At 70.8% G+C, this 17,488-nt stretch carries 13 protein-coding genes; 7 read left to right on the top strand and 6 right to left on the bottom strand.

The window, feature by feature from the left end; all coding sequences use genetic code 11:
* Nucleotides 1-69: 69 nt before the first annotated feature.
* Nucleotides 70-1,296, top strand: coding sequence for a methyltransferase (locus tag ACWD4G_RS15735; protein WP_451293542.1), 1,227 nt, complete (start codon nt 70-72; stop codon nt 1,294-1,296).
* A 27-nt stretch (nt 1,297-1,323) separates the two neighbouring features.
* Here ACWD4G_RS15735 and ACWD4G_RS15740 read toward each other — a convergent pair whose 3' ends face one another.
* Genes ACWD4G_RS15740 through ACWD4G_RS15750 form a run of 3 tightly spaced genes read right to left on the bottom strand, consistent with a single transcriptional unit; the run spans nt 1,324 to nt 3,968 of the window.
* The gene (locus ACWD4G_RS15740; RefSeq protein WP_451293544.1) at nt 1,324-2,097 is read right to left on the bottom strand and encodes a helix-turn-helix domain-containing protein; all 774 of its coding nucleotides are present in this window, start codon (nt 2,095-2,097) and stop codon (nt 1,324-1,326) included.
* A 10-nt stretch (nt 2,098-2,107) separates the two neighbouring features.
* Nucleotides 2,108-3,025, bottom strand: a complete 918-nt coding sequence (locus tag ACWD4G_RS15745) for a class II fructose-bisphosphate aldolase (protein WP_451293546.1) — start codon at nt 3,023-3,025, stop codon at nt 2,108-2,110.
* 52 nt (nt 3,026-3,077) lie between these two features.
* On the bottom strand, nt 3,078-3,968 hold the full coding sequence (locus ACWD4G_RS15750; protein ID WP_451293548.1) for an SIS domain-containing protein: 891 nt from the start codon (nt 3,966-3,968) through the stop codon (nt 3,078-3,080).
* Between the two features lie 106 nt (nt 3,969-4,074).
* Here ACWD4G_RS15750 and ACWD4G_RS15755 point away from each other — a divergent pair, with 106 nt between their 5' ends.
* Nucleotides 4,075-4,899 carry a DeoR/GlpR family DNA-binding transcription regulator gene (locus ACWD4G_RS15755; RefSeq protein ID WP_451293550.1) on the top strand — a complete coding sequence of 275 codons (825 nt, stop codon included), beginning with the start codon at nt 4,075-4,077 and terminating at the stop codon, nt 4,897-4,899.
* A 12-nt stretch (nt 4,900-4,911) separates the two neighbouring features.
* On the opposite strand, the gene ACWD4G_RS15760 is transcribed toward ACWD4G_RS15755, so the two are convergent.
* Nucleotides 4,912-5,937, bottom strand: a complete 1,026-nt coding sequence (locus tag ACWD4G_RS15760) for an Lrp/AsnC family transcriptional regulator (RefSeq protein WP_451293552.1) — start codon at nt 5,935-5,937, stop codon at nt 4,912-4,914.
* A 229-nt stretch (nt 5,938-6,166) separates the two neighbouring features.
* Here ACWD4G_RS15760 and ACWD4G_RS15765 point away from each other — a divergent pair, with 229 nt between their 5' ends.
* The 3 genes from ACWD4G_RS15765 to ACWD4G_RS15775 all read left to right on the top strand — a co-directional run bounded on the left by ACWD4G_RS15765 (nt 6,167) and on the right by ACWD4G_RS15775 (nt 12,268).
* A complete protein-coding gene (locus tag ACWD4G_RS15765; protein ID WP_451293554.1) occupies nt 6,167-7,495 on the top strand; it encodes an Nramp family divalent metal transporter in 1,329 nt (442 codons plus the stop codon).
* A 56-nt stretch (nt 7,496-7,551) separates the two neighbouring features.
* Nucleotides 7,552-9,033 carry an amidase gene (locus ACWD4G_RS15770; RefSeq protein ID WP_451293904.1) on the top strand — a complete coding sequence of 494 codons (1,482 nt, stop codon included), beginning with the start codon at nt 7,552-7,554 and terminating at the stop codon, nt 9,031-9,033.
* A gap of 268 nt (nt 9,034-9,301) precedes the next feature.
* A complete protein-coding gene (locus ACWD4G_RS15775) occupies nt 9,302-12,268 on the top strand; it encodes a glycoside hydrolase family 18 protein (RefSeq protein WP_451293556.1) in 2,967 nt (988 codons plus the stop codon).
* 99 nt (nt 12,269-12,367) lie between these two features.
* Here ACWD4G_RS15775 and ACWD4G_RS15780 read toward each other — a convergent pair whose 3' ends face one another.
* The gene (locus ACWD4G_RS15780; RefSeq protein ID WP_451293558.1) at nt 12,368-13,372 is read right to left on the bottom strand and encodes a hypothetical protein; all 1,005 of its coding nucleotides are present in this window, start codon (nt 13,370-13,372) and stop codon (nt 12,368-12,370) included.
* 204 nt (nt 13,373-13,576) lie between these two features.
* Here ACWD4G_RS15780 and ACWD4G_RS15785 point away from each other — a divergent pair, with 204 nt between their 5' ends.
* Nucleotides 13,577-15,883 (top strand): heavy metal translocating P-type ATPase, encoded by a 2,307-nt coding sequence (locus tag ACWD4G_RS15785; protein ID WP_451293560.1) that lies wholly within the window; start codon nt 13,577-13,579, stop codon nt 15,881-15,883.
* 294 nt (nt 15,884-16,177) lie between these two features.
* Here the strand turns inward: ACWD4G_RS15785 and ACWD4G_RS15790 are convergent, their stop codons facing one another.
* The gene (locus ACWD4G_RS15790; RefSeq protein ID WP_451293562.1) at nt 16,178-16,819 is read right to left on the bottom strand and encodes a dienelactone hydrolase family protein; all 642 of its coding nucleotides are present in this window, start codon (nt 16,817-16,819) and stop codon (nt 16,178-16,180) included.
* Between the two features lie 164 nt (nt 16,820-16,983).
* On the opposite strand from ACWD4G_RS15790, the gene ACWD4G_RS15795 reads away from it, so the two are divergent.
* Nucleotides 16,984-17,439: an archease gene (locus tag ACWD4G_RS15795; RefSeq protein WP_451293564.1), complete on the top strand. Its 456-nt coding sequence runs from the start codon at nt 16,984-16,986 to the stop codon at nt 17,437-17,439.
* Nucleotides 17,440-17,488: the final 49 nt, after the last annotated feature.

Here is a 17,488-nt window from a genome sequence, read left to right on the forward strand (position 1 = left end):
CCATCATCGCTCGGGGGCCGGCGCACCCGGCCAGGAGGTGGGCCGGGGCTCGGTTAGCCTGGGCGGACGATGAGTGACCGTATGACCGCGCCCTGGGGCGAGTACGCCCTGGCCCGCTTCCCCGAGGACCCCCGTGACCGGCTGCGCGCCTGGGACGCGGCCGACGCGTATTTGCTGCGGCATCTGGCGGCGAGCGGGACACCGCTGGACGGGACGGTCGTGGTCGTCGGCGACCGCTGGGGCGCTCTGGTCACCGCGCTGGCCCGGCACCGGCCGACACCGACCACCCCCGACTCGCACGTCGGTCCGACCAACGACACGTTCCTCGGTCCGACCACCGCCTCGTACGTCGGTCAGATCACCGACTCGTTCCTCGGGCGGGAGGCGACCCGCGCAAATCTGACCCGCAACGGGGTGGCGGCTGACACGGTACGGCTGCTCACCACCCGGGACACTCCCCCGGACCGCGTCGACGTGCTCCTCGTCCGCGTCCCGAAGAGCCTCGCGCTCCTGGAGGACCAGTTGCACCGGCTGGCGCCCGCCGTCGACGAGGGCACGGTCGTCGTCGGCACCGGCATGGTCAAGGAGATCCACACCTCCACGCTGAAGCTCTTCGAGCGAATCCTGGGGCCGACCCGCACCTCGCTCGCCGAGCAGAAGGCACGGCTGGTCTTCTGCGCACCGGACGCGGAGACCCTGCGGGCGAGGGGCGCCAACCCCTGGCCGTACACCTATGAACTCCCGGACGACATCGGTGAGTTGGCCGGGCGTACGGTCGTCAATCACGCGGGGGTGTTCTGCGCCGACCGGCTCGACATCGGCACCCGGTTCTTCCTCGGGCGGCTGCCGTACGGCCGGTTCGGCGGGCGGCGGGTCGTGGACCTCGGGTGTGGGAACGGGGTGGTCGGGACGGCGATGGCCGTGGCCGATCCGGACGCCGAGGTGGTGTTCGTCGACGAGTCGTACCAGGCGGTGGCGTCGGCGGAGGAGACGTATCGGGCGAACGCCGACGGCAAGGCGGAGTTCCGGGTCGGGGACGGTATGGAGGGCTTCGCTCCGGGCAGCGTGGATCTCGTCCTCAACAACCCGCCCTTCCACTCCCATCAGGCGACGACCGATGCCACGGCCCACCGTATGTTCAGCGGGGCGCGACGGGCGCTGCGGGCGGGCGGCGAACTGTGGGTGATCGGCAACCGCCATCTCGGCTACCACGTGAAGCTCCGCCGCCTCTTCGGCAACAGCGAACTGGTCGCGAGTGACGCCAAGTTCGTGGTGCTGCGGGCGGTCAGGCGGTGACGCTCCGCCGGGTGTGCGGCCCGGCGGTCAGGCGCTGGTTCCGCGCAGGGCTCTGGGTGAGGCGCCCAGTTCTCGGCGGCAGGCCTTGTTGAAGGCGTGGAGGTCGGGGATGCCGACCGAGGCGGCCACGGCGGGGATGGAGAGGGTCGTGGCGCGCAGGAGGTGGTGGGCGCGTTCGAGTCTGCGGCGGCGGATGTAGGCGACGACCGTGCCGCCGGTCTCGGCGCGGAAGAGGCGGGTCAGGTGGTTGTGCGAGACACCGGCCGCTCGGGCCACCTCGGGGATGGTGAGCGGGGCGGCGAGATGGGCCTCGATATGGGCGATGGCGGTGGTGACCGCCGGATGCGGGCCGGAGTCGGCCGCGGCGGGCGGGGTCAGCCGGGCGATACGCCACAGCGCGGTCCAGATCTCGGCCCGGGTGCGCTCGGGCTCGCTAGGCGCGGCAGCCACCGCCTGCAGCAACAGATCGGTGAGCGCGGGGAGTTCGGGGCCGGCGTCCTGGACCACGGGGACCGTGCGGGACGGGCCGGTCGGGACGATGCGCAGATGGGCGTAGAGGTGTTCGGAGCGGCCCCGGTAGCGGTAGCGGACCGTGGTGCCGGGCGGGACGAGGCTGACACGGCCGGGGCGGAGGGAGTGGGCCGTGCCGTCGACGGTCAGTTCGGCCTCGTACTGGTAGAGGTGGAGTTGCCACAGCTCCGGCAGCCGGAACACATCGGTACGACCGGCCACGCCATGCACCCCGACCCCGATGCCCGCCACGACAGGCGGCTCACCGAGGTGGATCTCCGTCTCCCGCATGACCGAAAAGCTACCAGTGACGGGCGTCACATTCCGGCCCCGGAGGTACACGCGGTACACGCAGGACCGCGATCAGTCGCGCCACCGTCTCCACCATCGCCGTGCGGCCCACCGCGAGGTACTTACGGGGGTCGACCACGTCGGGGTGGGCGTCGAGGTACGCACGGACCGCGCCGGTGAGGGCGATGTTGAGGGCGGTGCCGATGTTGACCTTGGCGATACCGCCCGTGACGGCCGCCCTCAGCTCCTCGTCCGGGACACCGGAGGAGCCGTGCAGGACGAGGGGGGCGTCGAGCGCGGTGGACAGCCGTTTCAGCAGGGTGTGGTCGAGGACGGCGGTGCGGGTGGTCATGGCATGCGAGCTGCCGATGGCGACGGCGAGCGCGTCCACACCGGACTCGGCCACGAAGGCACGGGCCTCGTCGGGATCGGTACGGGCACCGGGCGCGTGCGCGTCGAGCGCCGGCGCCCCGTTCTTGCCGCCCGTCTGCGCGGCTTCCTTCCCACCCACCCAACCCAGTTCGGCCTCGATCCACAGCCCTTGCCCATGCGCCCACTGGACGGCGGCCCGGGTGGCGGCGAGGTTCTCGGCGTACGGCAGCCGTGACGCGTCGTACATCACCGAGCTGAACCCGGCGTCGGGGGCCCGCCGCAACAACTCGTCGCTCTGGATGTGATCGAGGTGCAGCGCGACGGGCACGGTGGCCCGCTCTGCGGCGGCGGAGGCGGCACGGGCCAGCGGCAGCGGCTCTCCGCCACGGAACCCGACCGCGTTCTCGCTGATCTGGAGGACGACGGGCGCGTCGACGGACTCGGCGCCCGCGACCACGGCCTCGACATGCTCCAGCGTGATGACGTTGAACGCGGCCACGGCGGTACGGCCGGCCGCCGCCTCGGTGATCAGTTCACCGGTCGTCGTGAGGGGCACAACTCCTCCTGGATCACCGAGGGTTGGAGTGGGTCACCGGGCATGCGGCGGCTCAGGCGGTGTTCGCGTCGAGGATCACCGAGCGGGTGAGATGGCGCGGCCGGTCGGGGTCGAGGCCCCGGGCGGCGGCCACGGCGACGGCGAGCCGCTGGGCGCGGACCAGCTCGGCTGCCGGATCGAGGCCGCCGGCCACCCACAACCCGCCGGTCCCGCGCACCTGTTCGGCCAGCCCCTGCGGTGTCTCACCGAACATCCAGGTCGCCGTACCCCGGGTGGTGACGCTGATCGGGCCGTGCCGGTACTCCATCGCCGGGTACGCCTCGCTCCACGCCAACGCGGCCTCGCGCATCTTGAGCGCGGCCTCCTGGGCGAGCCCCACGGTCCAGCCCCGGCCGAGGAAGGTGAACTGGGCGCTGTCGACGAGCCCTTCGGGCAGCGGCAGCTCCAGCGCGGCGCGCGCGTCGGCGACGGCCGACTCGGTGTGCAGTCCCAGATGGGCGCGCAGGAGGGTGAGTGCCGTGGTGGCGAAACGGGTCTGCACTACGGACTTCTCGTCGGCGAAGTCCAGCACGACCACGTCGTCCGCCGCCGTCATGACGGGGGTGCCCGGATCGGCGGTGATCGCGGTCGTCCGCGTACGCCCTTTCAGGACGCCGAGTAGTTCGAGCACCTCGGTGGTGGTGCCGGAGCGGGTGAGGGCGACGACCCGGTCGTACGGGCGCCCGTGGGGGAACTCGGAGGCCGCGAAGGCGTCCGTCTCCCCCTGCCCGGCCCGTTCGCGCAGCACGGCGACGGCCTGCGCCATGAAGTACGACGTCCCGCAGCCGACCAGCGCGACCCGCTCCCCCGCCGCCGGGAGGTCCTTCCCGTGGGTCTGTGCCTCGGCGGCGACACGGGCCCAGCACTCGGGCTGACTCTTGAGCTCGTCCTCGACATGGGTCATGGGGCAACTCTCCCCGGGAGACAACAGGGGCATGCTTGTTCCTGCAAGATATAGCCAGCTTTCGAGCATCTTCAATCACACACTCGCAGGGGAGGCCGGACCGCAGATGTCCCGTGACGCCCGCTGGCAGACGCTGCTCGAACTCCTCGTCGAGCGGGGACGGCTCGACGTGGAGGAGGCCGCCGACGAGCTGGCGGTGTCGGCGGCGACGATCCGACGCGACTTCGACCGGCTCGCCGAGCAACGGATGCTCGTACGCACCCGGGGCGGGGCGGTCGCGCACGGGGTCTCCTACGAGCTGCCGCTGCGCTACAAGACCGCCCGCCGGGCCACCGCGAAGCAGCGCATCGCCAAGGCGGTGGCGGATCTCGTCGCCCCCGGCGAAGCGGTGGGCCTGACCGGCGGCACGACCACGACCGAGGTGGCGCGGGCGCTGGCCGTACGCGACGACCTGGCGTCCGGCTCCGCCGGTTCTTCCGGTTCCGCAGGTTCCGCCGCTTCCGCCGGCTCTCCCTCACTGACCGTCGTCACCAACGCGCTCAACATCGCGAGCGAGCTAGCCGTGCGCCCGCAGTTCAAGATCGTGGTGACGGGCGGGGTGGCCCGCGCCCAGTCGTACGAGCTGGTGGGCCCGCTCGCGGACGGGGTCCTCGGTCAGATCACCATGGATGTCGCGGTCCTCGGCGTGGTCGCCTTCGACGTCGGCGACGGTGCGGCGGCCCATGACGAGGCCGAGGCCGCGATCAACCGGCTGCTCTGCGAGCGCGCCGGACGGGTCGTGGTCGCCGCCGACTCCAGCAAGCTGGGCCGCCGCGCCTTCGCCCGTATCTGCGCGACCGAGTCGGTGGACACCCTGGTCACGGACACGGGGGCGGATGCGGAGACGGTACGGCGGTTCGAGGAGGCCGGGGTGCGGGTGGTGACGGTCTGAGGGCACGGCGACTCAGTCGCGCAGCCAGGGGGCGAGCATGCCGCCGCGTTTGAGGGTGGTGAGGACCAGGGAGACGTCCACGGAGTCGACGTCCGTCAGCCACGGGGAACGGGTGACGAAGTCGTGGAGGGTCGCCTCGTCGGGGAAGGCGGTCAGGAGCAGGAGTTGGCATGCGCCGGTGACGAAGCTGGCGTAGCGGACGTGGGCGGACTTCGTGAGGGCCATCGCCACGGCCTCCAGGCGAAGCGGGGGTGTGCGGACCCGGAGGACGGCCTCCACCGGCAGGCCGAGCAGGGCCGGTTCGATCACGGCGCGGATGCGGACCCGGCCGGCGCGGCGCAGGGCGCTGAGCCGGCGTCTCGCGGTGGCCTCCGAGACGCCCGCCACGCGCGCGAGTTCGTCGTAGGTGCGGCGTCCGTCGTCGGCGAGTGCGTGCAGCAACAGCCGGTCGACGCGGGCGAGTTCGGTGGTCGGGTCGCCGGCGGGTAAGGGGTCGGCGATCGGCGTGGAATCGCGGGTGGTGCCGCAGTCGTCCGCCGCCGTGGGGCCGCCGGCCTTGAGGACGGCCATCTCGGCGTCCGTCAGCAGGCCCGCGTGCCACTCGCGGATCGTACGGATGTGGCGCAGCACCGGGAGGGTGAAGGTCTCCACCACACCCGGCAGCCCGGGGAGTTCGTCGAGGACGAGGCCGGTGAGGCGGTCGCGGGGGCAGAGGAGTTCCGCGACGACGTCCGGGGTGCCGGTGAGGACATGGACGAAGACGCAGTCGGGACGGCGGGCCAGGGCCGTCGCGGTGAGCCGGGCCCGGCCGGGTGCGCAGCGTACGCCGACCACCGTGCTGCGGCCGCGTACCGTCATGGCGCCGACCCTGATCAGGTCGGACTCCAGCAGTCGGGTGCCCCGGCGGACCACGGTGCGTTCGGGCTCGCCGAGCGCCGTGGCGATACGGTGCCATGAGGCCCGGCCGTCGATCTGCAGCGCGCTGACGATACGTCGGTCCAGCGAATCCGCCACGAGGCCGGTCTGCGGTGCGTCCATCGGACCCAGACTATGGCGGATTCCGTCATTCCCGCCGGGGTTCTTGTTCCCTTCCGTCACCATGGCCCAGCCTGCCATGCGGCGGCCCCACACCACCCCCACCCCCCGCCCCAGCGCCCCCTTCCTCCCGCCGCGCCCGTCCCCCGCTCCCACCGCCGTACGCCGCCCCTCCCCCAGGGCCGTACGAGCGCACGAATCCATGGCTCCCGCAACTCCCCGATGTACGGAGATGGTTGACGTGACCGCGACTCCCGACAGTCCCCCGCGTTCCCCGGCCGTCGCATCCGCCGACCGCGCCCCCGCCCGGTCCGTGCTCCGGCGCGGGCGGCGCGCGCTGCTGGGCCCCGGGCTGGTCCTGGCCGCCGCCAGTGTGGGCGCGGGGGACATGGTCTCCTCGCTCGCGGGGGCCGCCGGGTACGGGATGGCGCTGATGTGGGCGATCGTCATCGGGGTCGTCCTGAAGTGCGCGCTCACCGAGGCGGTGGGCCGGCTGTACATGGCCACCGGTCAGACCGTGATCATGAGCCTGAGGTCGGTGGGCCGTCCGCTGCCGCTGCTGTTCATCGCGTTCGTGCTGGTCATCGGGTTGCTCTATGGTGCGGCGCTCAGCTCGGTTGCGTCCCTGGCGTTGACCACGCTGTTCCCGGCGCTGCCGCTGAGGCCGGTGGCCGTGGTGATCGCGCTGGTGTCGGCGGCGATCGTGTACGTCGGGCGGTACGCGCTGTTCGAGCGGGTGATGAGCGTCTTCATGCTGGCCAAGTTCGTCGGCATGGCCGTACTGGCGGTGGCCACGCTCGCCACCGCCGACGATCTGCCGGGTCTGCTCGGCACCCTCCGCCCGAGGCTGCCGGAGGGCGATCTGATCACCGTGCTCGCGCTGATCGGCGGTGTGGGCGGGACCGTCGGGATCGCCTCGTACAGCTACTGGGTGCGGGAGAAGGGCTGGGCCGACCAGAGCCGACTGGGCGTCATGCGGGCGGACTCGGCGGTGAGTTACGCGTTCACCTTCCTTTTCGTGGTGTGTACGACGGTGGTGGGCACCGGGCTGCTGTACGGCACCGGCGGGACCATCACCGGCAACGAGGGGCTGGCCGCGCTCGCCGATCCGCTCGGCGCGGACCTGGGGTCCGTGGCCCGGGTGCTGTTCCTCGGGACGTTCTTCCTGGTGACGCTGAGCGCGCTCGTCGGCGGCTTCAACGCCCTGTGCTACCTGCTCGCCGACTCGCTGCGGTCGATGCGCGGCATCCCGGAGGCGGAGGCGGAACGCCACATCGGGCAGCGAAGCCTTCCGCTCCGCTTGTTTCTGCTGTACTGCGCCGTCGCCTCGGTCGTCGTCGTCTTCATGGGCCGCCCGGTCTCCCTGGTCCTCACCTACGCCGCCGTCGGCTCGCTCGTCCTGCCGCTGCTGTCCGGCTCCCTGCTCGTTCTCCTCAACCGCCGGGGCGTCGACCCGGTGTACCGCAATGGAAAGACCTCGAACGTCCTGCTGGCCGGCTCCTTCGCGCTCTTCGCCGTACTCGCCGTCGTCCAGCTCAAGGACTCCCTGGGAGGGGCGTGAACCACCTCGTGAACCAAGCCGTCGACCACACCGCGCAGCACCCGGAGAAGGACGTCATGGACACCGCCGTGCCCCCCGCGAGCCCCGCCGCGGGCACGAGTTCGCCGGCGGACGTGAACCCCACGGACGACCTGTGCTTCCGGACCGCCTACGAACTCGTGGCGGCACTCGCCCGTCGTGAGGTGTCCGCGCGGGAGGTGGTGACCGCCCATCTGGAGCGGATCGAACGCGTCAACCCGACGGTGAACGCCATCGTGACGCTGGTCGCCGAACGGGCCCTGGAGGAGGCGGCCGAGGCCGACGACCGGCTGGCGTCCGGGCAGACGGTGGGCGCGCTGCACGGATTGCCCGTGGCGCACAAGGACCTGCACGACACGGCGGGCATCCGTACGACGTACGGCTCGCCGATCTTCGCCGACCATGTCCCCGTCCAGGACCATCTGGTCGTCCAACGGCTGAAGCAGGCCGGCGCGATCACCATCGGCAAGACCAACGTCCCCGAGTTGGGCCTCGGTTCGCACACCGTGAACCCGGTCTTCGGGGCCACGCGCAACCCGTACGACCTCGCGCGCAGCGCGGGCGGCAGCAGTGGCGGCGCCGGGGTGGCCCTGGCCTGCGGGATGCAGCCCATCGCCGACGGCAGCGACACCGGCGGTTCGCTCCGCAACCCCGCGTCCTTCAACAACGTCGTCGGGCTGCGTCCCTCCCCCGGGCGCGTACCGTCGTGGCCGGACCGGGCGCCGTGGGGCCAGTTGTCGGTGAAGGGTCCGATGGCCCGTACGGTGGCGGATGTCGCCCTGACCCTGTCGGTGCTGTCCGGCCCCGACCCGCGTGACCCCCGCTCGCTCGAAACCCCCGGCTCCACCTTCGTGTGGCAACTCAACGGTGACATCTGGGGGTCGAAGGTCGCCTGGTCGCCGGATCTCGGCGGGGCCGTGCCGGTCGACCCCGAGATACGGGACGCGGTGCGCTCGGCGGTCGAGGTGTTCTCCTCGCTGGGCTGCGAGGTCGAGGAGGCCTGCCCGGATCTGACCGGCGCGGACGAGGTGTTCCTCGCCCAGCGCGCCTGGCAGCTCGAACTCGGCCATGGGGCGCTGCTGGACGAGCACCGCGACCGGCTGGCCCCGGACGTGGTGTGGAACATCGAGGAGGGCCGCAAGCTCTCCGGCCCCGGCCTGGGCCGGGCCGAGACCCTGCACGCCGCGCTCTACCACCGGGTGCGCCGGTTCTTCGAGACGTACGATCTGCTGCTGCTCCCGGTCAGTCAGGTGGCCCCGTTCGACATCGACTTGGCATATCCGACGGTCGTGGACGGCACCCCGATGGAGACCTATCTCGACTGGATGCGCTCGGCGTATCTGATCTCCGTGACCGGCTGCCCCGCGCTCTCCGTCCCCGGCGGCTTCACCCCGGGGGGTCTCCCGGTCGGCCTCCAGATCGTCGGCCCGCACCGCCAGGACTGGACGGTCCTCCAGGCCGGCTACGCCTTCGAGCAAGCCACACGCCATGGGGAACGCCGACCGCCGGTCGTCGGCTGACGGCTGACGGCTGACGGCTGACGGCTGACGGCTGACGGCACGTCAACTCCCGTATTGCCGTGCCCTTCTGGCCCCCATCAGTGCCCCTTTGGGCCTGAACGGAGCTGATGATCCAACGTTACCGTCTGGCATGATTTCTCCGCCTCGAAGAACAGACGATGCGTCACGCATCCCCCCTCAGCGTCGACATGCCCGACTCGGCCGAGTTCTGGCCCTCATAGCGGGCATCACCGCTGCCGCTTTGCTGTTCAGTGGTGTCCACGCGCCTTTGGCGCAGGCCCAGACGACGGACACTGACCAAGCCATCAGCCTCGACCTCGAAGACGCGGCCATGGCCGACGAGTTGCGCCAGGAACTCATCGCGATCGACGACTCGGGGAAGACCCTCGGCGAGGTCGTGGAGGAGAAGACCGAGGGCCGGCTGCACGATGTCCTGCCCGATCTGAGTTTCCTCGACTTCGAGCACGAGTGGACGGTTGAGGGCACGGTCGCGACCATCACCATCAAGGCGCCCGAGGCCGAGGTGGACTCGGTGTACTGGTGGCGGGGCGCGCTGATCGTCTCGTCCTCCGCCCTGTTCGGTCTCTGGATGGGCTCCGTCTGCAAGCGGGCGGGCGGGCCGATCCCTGCGTGTGTCGGTTTCGGTACGTTCATGGGCGAGTTCATGAACGGTTTCCTCACCCAGTGGGCCGACGGCAAGCTGACCGACAAGGACGAGTGGGCCGACACCATGTCGAAGTCCATCGGCTTGGGCTTGACGATGTTCCTGGTCACCTGGGCCGGGACGGACGGGGCACTCGCCATGTTCCAGGCGTTCAAACGCAAGGCCATCGTGCTTGCTCGAACGATCGAGCACTTCTTCGGTGGTACGGGAGCCGCCGACACCGTCGAGAGCGTCCTCAACAAGGTCGAGGGGTTCCTTCCGGGATGGCTGCGCTCCGGCACCACGGCCACCGGTGTCTGCCGTGAACCGGCCGGAGACGGCGCGGCGAACGAGTGGACCTCGCTGGGCCAGATCGTGGACAGCGCGGACAGCGCGCAGACCAGGTTCACGGATCTCGACGGAGACGGCGACGGCGACCGCACCATGAGTGGCTCCGACGGCCGCCTCTACACCTGGGTGAACGCCGGGTGCGGGTCGGAGGGTGAGCGGGTCTGGTTCCCGCTCGGCGACACCGCGCCAGCCACCGCCACCGAGCTGCCGAAGACGGCGTACTTCGGCGATCTCGACCGCGACGGCCGCGACGAGCTGATCAACTTCCTCTCCGCCGCCGAGTCCGGGACCGGCTTCGCCGCCATGCGGGTCTGGCGCAACGAGTCCACCAGCACCGACGTCAAGTGGGCCGACCCGGTCCTCGCCGCGAACGACCTGGGCGTCGGGGAGCCGGTCTTCGCCGACATCGACGGCGACACCGACGACGACCTCCTCCTCGTGGACCGGAACAACTTCGTCACCGCCTGGGAGAACACGGCGACCGGGATACCGGGCCCCGGCGACTGGGACCAGATCGAAGGCTTCACGCACCCGGCGGAGGGCCCGGTCGGACAGCTCTACTTCACCGACATCACCGGCGACGGCAAGGCCGACGCGGTGGTCGTCCAGTACATGACCGGCGACGTGCTCGCGTGGAAGAACCTCGGCGGCTCCTGGAGCGCCACGTCCACGTCCTCGGCCTCGACCTCGGTCACGACAGCGGCGGCCGCCAGGACGACCACGACAGCCACGACAGCCTCCACGGACGCGACGACCACAGCGGCCGCCGCCGAGGGCTGGGAGTCGCTCGGCACCATCCGCTCCGGCGACGCGTTCAACGGGTCGATCGGTGCCTTCTCCGATCTCGATGTCGACCGGGTCTCGGACTTCCTGCTGTTCAACAGCACCAGTCTGGGTGTCGACGCCTGGCGGTTGCCCGGTGACACCACTGTCGAGGACCTCGACTGGGACGAGTCGGGCGCCGAGGCGGGCGTGCCGGGCGAGCGCGTGGCGTACTTCAACTCCTGGTCGATCTACGCCAACAGCTACTACCTGAAGACGCTGGACCAGAACGGCACCGCCGCCAAACTGACCAAGCTCAACTACGCGTTCCAGAACATCGACCCGGTGAACCTGACCTGCATGGCGGCGAACAAGTCCGGTTCGAGCGACGAGAGCGACGCGGACGGCAACGACGGCGCGGGCGACGCCTGGGCCGACTACCAGAAGGGCTTCACCGCCGAGGAGAGCGTCGACGGTGTCGCCGACCAGTGGGGCGACTCGCTGAAGGGCAACTTCAACCAGCTCAAGAAGCTCAAGGCGAAGCACCCCAACCTGAAGGTGCTGGTCTCGATCGGCGGCTGGACGTACTCGAAGTACTTCTCGGACGCGGCCGCGACCGACGCCTCGCGGAAGAAGTTCGTCAAGTCCTGTGTCGACATGTTCATCAAGGGCAACCTGCCGAAGCTCGGTGACGATCCCGCGGGTGGTGACGGCGCCGCGGCGGGCGTGTTCGACGGCATCGACATCGACTGGGAGTTCCCGGCCAGCCCCGACGGCCACACCGGCAATCACTACAGTGCCGAGGACACGGCCAACTTCACCGCGCTGCTCGCCGAGTTCCGCGCCCAGCTCGGCTCCGACAAACTGCTCACCGCCGCGCTGCCGGCCGGCCCCAGCAAGATCAGCAAGGTCGAGGTGGGGCAGATCGCGTCGTATCTGGATCTGGGCAACATCATGACCTACGACATGCACGGCGCCTGGGAGGGCACCGGACCGACCAACTTCAACGCCCCGCTGTACCGTTCCGCGGCGGACCCGGCCGACGGGACCGGCATGACGGCGGACGACGCCATCACGACGTACCTCGGCAAGGGCTTCCCGGCCGGCAAGATCACCCTCGGCGTGCCCTTCTACGCCCGTGGCTGGACCGGGGTGGAGAACGGCGGCACGAACGGGCTCTACCGGACGGCGACCGGTGCTCCGGCGGCGTACCCCTTGTCGCAGGCCCCTGGTGTCGCCTTCTACAAGGAGCTGAAGTCGGCGAACAAGCTGACCGACGAGACGATCTTCTGGGACAGCAGGACGAAGTCCACCTGGATGTACGACGGCAGCACGTTCTTCGGTGTCGAGACCCCGAAGTCGATGACGGCCAAGCGGCAGTACATCAAGAACAAGGGCCTGGCCGGTGTGATGATCTACTCCCTTGAGGGAGATGACGCGGAGACCAGCCTGCTCAAGGCGTCGACCGGTCTGAACTGAGTCGATGCATCGAAGCGCCGGAGCCGAGTCCTCGGTTCCGGCGCTTCGTTGTGTCCCTGGGGCTTCGTCGTGTCCCAGGGCCCCGTTGTGTCCCGGGGCTCAATGGCCGTCGCCCTCATGGCCATCGCCCTCATGGACGTCGTCCCCCTGGGCATCGCCCTCATCGAGGCCGACCTCGACCGTGAACGCCGCCGTGCGGACCTCGCCGTCGTGCTTGAAGTCGAGGAAGAGGCGGTAGGTGCCCGCACTGGGGGCGGTGGCCGTGAAGGAGACGCCGGGTCCGGAGGCCGTCTTGCCGTCGCCGGGCTCGCCGCCCGGGTGGACGTGGAGGTAGGCGAGGTCGCCGGAGCGGAGGGCGACCAGATGGCCGTAGGCGCCGAGGTAGGGCTGGAGATCGGTGACGGGGGTGCCGTCGCGGGAGACCTTCAGCTGCAGCTCGCTCTCGCTGCCCGGGCGCAGGGTTCCGTTCAGTTCGACCTCGTAGCCGTCGACGGTGGCGGTGTCGCTCGGCGCCGGGAGCTCGTGGGGCTCGTACGGGCCGGAGGCGGCGAGGTCGGCGCCGAGCGTCAGGTTCTCGGTATTCTCGCCGGCCGGGGTGAAGTCGGCGAAGACGCGGTAGCCACCGGGCTCGGGCAGGTCGACCGGGGTGCTCCAGGTGCCGTCGGCCGCGAGGGTGGGGTGGAGGTGGAGGTAGGTGACCAGGTCGCGTGAGGCGAGTATCAGATGGAGGTCCTTGTCGTGCTCGCGCTCGTACTCGGTGACCGCGTGGCCGTTGGCGTCCCGGATCACGAACCGTAGATCGGTGCGCTGACCCGCGGTGACGCTCGATGTGCCGAGGTCGAGTGTGTAGCCGCCCTCGGAGATCTGCAGTCCGCCCGCGGGTGTGGTCTCGTGCTCCTCGGTGTGGCCACCGCCCTCGTCGGATGCGTCGGATGCGTCTGGTGTGGCGGATTCCGGTGACGTCTCGCTGTGGCCGTGGCGCGCGGGCGCGCTCTCCTTCGACTCCGACACGACGGGGTCGATGCCCTGGCCCACTCCGTACGCGGTGCCGAATGTCGCGGCCAGCGCGGCGACGAAGGCGCCGATCTTCAGTCCGGTGTTCATGGCCGTCTCCTCGGGGTCTCGGGCGCTCGTGGAAAGTCATGGCTTCGAAGGTCTCGACACAGCTCACCATACCCCTGGGGGGTACCTTGTCAACCGGTGGAGCCACTTGCTTCAGATACCCAGCAGGGGTATACAGGACCGGGAACCCAAGATACCCCCTCCTGGTATCCAGGGGCGACCGCAGATCACCGACGAGGAGTAGCCATGACCACGACCCCGACCACCGCACCCGCCGAGGGCGAGGTGGAGCTGTCCATCGGCGGGATGACCTGTGCCTCGTGCGCGGCGCGGATCGAGAAGAAGCTCAACCGGATGGACGGGGTGACCGCCACGGTCAACTACGCCACCGAGAAGGCCAAGGTCAGCTACGCCGGTGAGGTGTCCGTAGGGGATCTGATCGCCACCGTCGAGGCGACCGGGTACACCGCGCGGGAGCCGGAACCGCCGGCACCGCCCGTACCGACGGAAGGCGGAGACGCAGGGGACAAGGCGGAGGACGCCGAGCTGCGGCCCCTGCGGCAGCGGCTGGTCACGGCGGTCGTCCTGGCCGTCCCGGTGGTCGCGATGGCGATGGTCCCGGCGTTGCAGTTCGAGTACTGGCAGTGGCTGTCGCTGACGCTGGCGGCGCCCGTGGTGACGTACGCGGGGTGGCCCTTCCACCGGGCGGCGCTCACCAACGCACGGCACGGCGCGGCCACGATGGACACCCTGATCTCGGTGGGGACGCTGGCCGCGTTCGGCTGGTCGCTGTGGGCGCTGTTCCTCGGGACGGCCGGCACACCGGGCATGACGCACCCGTTCGAGCTGACCATCGAGCGCGGCGACGGCTCCGGGAGCATCTACCTGGAGGCGGCGGCCGGGGTGACCGCGTTCATCCTGGCCGGGCGGTACTTCGAGGCCCGCTCCAAGCGGAAGGCGGGGGCGGCACTGCGGGCGCTGCTGGAACTGGGCGCCAAGGACGTCACCCTGCTACGGCCGGACGGCACCGAAGTGACCGTCCCCACCGCCGAGTTGACGGTCGGCGACCGTTTCCTCGTGCGGCCCGGCGAGAAGATCGCCACCGACGGGACGGTGGTCGAGGGCTCGTCCGCCGTGGACGCGTCCATGCTCACCGGCGAGTCCGTGCCCGTGGAGGTCGGGGTCGGTGACGCGGTCACCGGGGCCACGGTCAACGCGGGTGGACGACTGGTCGTCGAGGCCACCCGGGTCGGTGCCGACACCCAGCTGGCCCGGATGGCGAAGCTGGTCGAGGACGCGCAGAACGGCAAGGCCGCCGTCCAGCGGCTCGCGGACCGCATCTCCGGGGTCTTCGTACCGATCGTGATCGCCCTCGCCCTGGGCACCCTCGGGTTCTGGCTCGGCAACGGCGCGGGGCTCACGGCCGCGTTCACCGCCGCCGTCGCCGTACTGATCATCGCCTGCCCCTGCGCGCTGGGGCTCGCCACACCGACCGCGCTGCTGGTGGGCACCGGACGCGGAGCCCAGTTGGGCATCCTGATCAAGGGCCCGGAGGTGCTGGAGTCGACGCGGAAGGTCGACACGGTCGTCCTCGACAAGACGGGCACGGTCACCACGGGCCGGATGACCCTGCTGGCCGTCCACACCGCCGACTCCGCCGACGAGGCCGAAGTGCTGCGTCTGGCGGGCGCGTTGGAGCACGCCTCCGAGCATCCGGTCGCCCGCGCGATCACCGAGGGGGCGGTGGAGCGGCTCGGCGGATCGTCGCCGACGGCAGGGCTCGGGGCGTTGCCCACCCCGGAGGACTTCGCGAACGTGCCCGGGCTCGGGGTGCAGGGTGTCGTCGACGGCCATGCGGTGCTCGTGGGCCGGGAGCGGCTGCTCGCCGACTGGGCGATGGAGTTGCCGGAGGGGCTGGCGCGGGTCCGCTCCGAGGCGGAGGCGGCCGGTCGTACCGCCGTCGTGGTGGCCTGGGACGGTCAGGCGCGGGCGGTGCTGGAGGTCGCCGACGCCGTGAAGCCCACCAGCGCCGAGGCGATCGCCCGGCTGCGTGGGCTGGGCCTCACCCCGATCCTGCTGACCGGTGACAACAGGGCGGTGGCCGAGTCCGTCGCCCGGGAGGTCGGCATCGCGCCGGAGGACGTGTTCGCCGAGGTACTGCCGCAGGACAAGGTCGACGTGGTCAAACGGCTGCAGGGCGAGGGTCGTTCGGTCGCGATGGTCGGCGACGGCGTCAACGACGCGGCGGCCCTCGCCCAGGCGGATCTGGGGCTGGCCATGGGGACAGGGACGGACGCCGCGATCGAGGCCGGCGATCTGACCCTCGTACGAGGCGATCTGCGCGTGGCGGCCGACGCCATCCGCCTGGCCCGCCGCACCCTGGGCACGATCCGCTCCAACCTGTTCTGGGCCTTCGCCTACAACATCGCCGCCCTTCCGCTGGCCGCGGCGGGCCTGCTCAACCCGATGATCGCCGGGGCCGCCATGGCTTTCTCCTCGGTCTTCGTGGTCGGCAACTCGCTGCGACTGCGCACGTTCCGGGCGGCCGACTGAGTTCCGGCAGCCGAGTGCTCCGGAAGCCCCGGGAGTGGAATTCCCGGCCTGATTCACCCGGCCCGAGCACTCCGTGAAACACGAGTGCGTAACTCATCAACTCCACTGCGTCATAACGGAGTTTGTGTCGGTGGACGCCTTTGATGACGAGACGGTCTTTCACGCATGACGAGACGGTCTTTCACACATTCGGAATCGCCATCTCCCCTTTCCCCTGTCCACGCCTCGGGAATGCGGTCAACGGCGCTGACGAGAAACTCGATCGAGGAACGAAACGCCCCGTGGAGGTGGTTCTCAATGGTGGTCGGCGATCCAGGCCTTGGCCTCGTCGGCGACCTCCTCCAGTGCGCCGGGCTCCTCGAACAGGTGGGTGGCGCCCGGTACCACGTGCAGCGAGTGGGCGGCCCTCAGCCGCCGGGCCGCCTCCTCGTTCAGCCGCAGTACCTCCGGGTCCCGGCCGCCGACGATGAGCAGGACCGGAGCCCGTACGCGGTCCAGGGCGTCCCCCGCCAGATCGGGCCGTCCGCCCCGCGACACCACGGTCCGGACCCGGTCGGGGCGTTCCGCCGCGGCGACGAGAGCCGCCGCCGCTCCGGTACTGGCGCCGAACAGGGCGATCGGCAGCCCACCGGTGCCGGGCTGTCCTTCCAGCCAGTCGATCACGATGGCCAGACGGCTCCCCAGGAGTGGGATGTCGAAGCGGTACTCGGGGGTCCACTCGTCCTCGCGCTCCTCCCTCTCGGTGAGCAGATCCATCAGCACGGTGCCGAGACCGGCGGTGCGCAACGTTTCCGCGACCATCCGGTTGCGGGGGCTGTGGCGGGAGCTGCCGCTGCCGTGGGCGAACAGGACCACCGCCTCCGCCGACTCCGGCACCACCACATCACCCGCGAGCGCCTGCCCGTCAACGGGCACCATGACCGTCCGGGAGATCATCACCGTCGCCCTCCTTCTCCTGCCGTACGCTCCTGCCCCCTGCTCCGGGCACCGACCGTCGTGTGGGCCCGTCCCGTCACGGGTACCCGGATCGCGGGCACGGACGGCCCCGCCCGGTCGGCCGGCCGACTGCCCGCAGCTACGAACGGCCACAGGAGACGGACATGGTCGGTGACACGGACGACGACATCCGGCTGCGGCGCGAAGGCGGAGACGGCCACCGGGCGGTACCGCACACCGCCGACATACGCGTCGAGGCGTGGGGAGCGAGCCGGGAGCGCTGTCTGGTGGAGGCGGTGCTGGGGACCGTGGAGTGCTTCGCCGATGTCACCGGGGTACGGCCCACCTCCGTGGAGCGTGTCCGGCTGATCGAGAGCGGCGACGACGATCTGCTGGCCGCGCTGCTGGACGAGGTGGTCTTCCGTGTCGAGACGCACGGCCGAGTGCCCGTGGACGTGGAGGCGGAGCCGGTCGACGACGGCCTCGACGTGCGACTGGCGCTGGCCGAGCTGGCGGACGTGGAGATCATCGGAGCCGTGCCCAAAGGCGTCTCGTGGCAGGCGCTGCGCATGGCGCCGGACGCGTACGGCTGGTCGTGCGGGGTGACCGTCGACGTGTGAGGCTGCGCGGATCGCCCCTTCGCCGCCTGGGCTTGCGCGGATCGCCCCT

The organism is Streptomyces sp. NPDC002643 (assembly GCF_053592555.1).